2 protein-coding genes are annotated in these 1,905 nt (G+C 64.2%); both read left to right on the forward strand.

The genetic code is table 11. The features are described from left to right. Positions 1 to 507: Gfo/Idh/MocA family oxidoreductase (locus tag PHW99_RS17530; RefSeq protein WP_300180685.1), on the forward strand; the 507-nt coding region annotated here is incomplete at its 5' end. An 88-nt stretch (positions 508 to 595) separates the two neighbouring features. Next, positions 596 to 1,905 (forward strand): YgiQ family radical SAM protein (locus tag PHW99_RS17535; protein WP_300180687.1); only part of this gene is annotated, 1,310 nt, incomplete at its 3' end.

Consider the following 1,905-nt stretch of genomic DNA (forward strand, 5'->3'; position numbering starts at 1 on the left):
CTGGACCTGGCCTGCCTGCGTGATGGTGCCCAGGTCAACGACTGGTTCCACGCCGTGCTGCGTTACGACAGGCACCATGCCGGCCTGCGTGTGATTCTGCATGCCAGCACGCTGGTGGCCGAAGCCGGTCCACGCTGGGCGGTACATGGCACGCAGGGCAGTTTCACCAAATACGGACTCGATACCCAGGAAGACGCTCTGAAAGCCGGCCGTCGTCCGCAGTGGGGGCATTTGCACGACTGGGGGGTGGACCCGCAGCCTGGTGAGGTGCTGCAAATGGCCACCATCAGTGGGGTGGCGGCTCCGGTTTCGGTACGCCGTGCGGCGCCGAACCCGGCAGGCAACTATCTGGCGTATTACGCCAACCTGCGTGACCACTTGCGCGGACAGGCCCCGCTGCTGGTCAGCCCCCAGCAGGTGTTGGAAGTGATGCAGGTGCTGAGCCGTGGTGAGGAAAGTGCTGTCCAGGGGCGCTGGCTGAGTCTTGAGCCCACGGGCCAGCCGTGACGGCAGCCAGCTGCCGCAGTATCCACGTTCCCTGCAATGACAGGCCCCAAACCTTACACTCGGCGCCTGTTTTTCACTCCTGCAGTTCATGAACGCCCTTGTTGACGTGTCCTTTTTCCCGCGTGCCGCCAAACCCCTGAACAGTTACCGCAAGTTCTGGGCGGCGCGTTTTGGCACGGCGCCGTTTCTGCCGATGAGCCGCGCCGAGATGGACAAACTGGGTTGGGACAGTTGTGACATCATCCTGGTGACCGGCGACGCCTATGTGGATCACCCGAGTTTTGGCATGGCGGTGATTGGCCGCATGTTGGAAGCCCAGGGGTTCCGGGTTGGCATCATCGCCCAGCCCGACTGGCAAAGTGCCGAACCGTTTCGGGTGCTGGGCAAACCCAACCTGTTCTGGGGGGTGACGGCCGGCAACATGGATTCCATGATCAACCGTTACACGGCGGACCGGAAAATCCGCACTGATGACGCCTACACCCCCGGTGATGTGGGCGGCAAGCGGCCGGACCGCGCCGCCATCGTCTACAGCCAGCGCTGCCGTGAGGCGTACAAGGACGTGCCGATCATTCTGGGTGGCATCGAGGGCAGCCTGCGCCGCATCGCCCACTACGACTACTGGAGCGACAAGGTGCGCCGCAGCATTGTGGTGGATGCCAAGTGTGATCTGCTGCTGTACGGCAACGCCGAACGCGCCCTGGTGGAGGTGGCACACCGCTTGGCTGCGCGCGAGCCGGTGGAGCACATCACCAACGTGCGTGGCACGGCGTTTGTGCGCCGCCCGGACGACGACAGCCGTCTGGGCTGGTTCGAGATCGACTCCACCCACGTGGATGAGCCGGGCCGGGTCGAATCCCACGTCAACCCCTACCAGACCACGGCGGAACAGGCCACCGGCCAGGGCGGCAGCTGCGCCAAGGAGGCAGTCGGCGCCAGCCAGCCCATCACTTTTTTTGCCAATCCGGCGTTGCCGTCGCAGCCCGGCAAGCTCAAGCTGCCGCCGCGCGAGCGTTCGGTGATCCGCCTGCCCAGTTATGAGCAGGTCAGGATGGATGCCGTGTTGTATGCCCATGCCAACCGGGTGCTGCATCTGGAGACCAACCCCGGCAACGCCCGCGCGCTGGTGCAGGCCCATGGCGAGGGCGCCACCGCGCGTGATGTCTGGATCAACCCGCCGCCCATTCCGCTGACCACGGCCGAGATGGACTTCGTCTTTGACCTGCCCTATGCGCGCAGTCCGCACCCGAGTTATGCCGATGAGCACGGCAGCCATGACGGTGCCACCAAAATTCCGGCCTGGGAGATGATCCGTTTTTCCGTCAACATCATGCGCGGCTGTTTTGGCGGCTGCACCTTTTGTTCGATCACCGAACACGAAGGCCGCATCATCCAGAG

This window comes from Rhodoferax sp., assembly GCF_028689305.1.
Taxonomy (GTDB): Bacteria; Pseudomonadota; Gammaproteobacteria; order Burkholderiales; family Burkholderiaceae_C; genus Rhodoferax.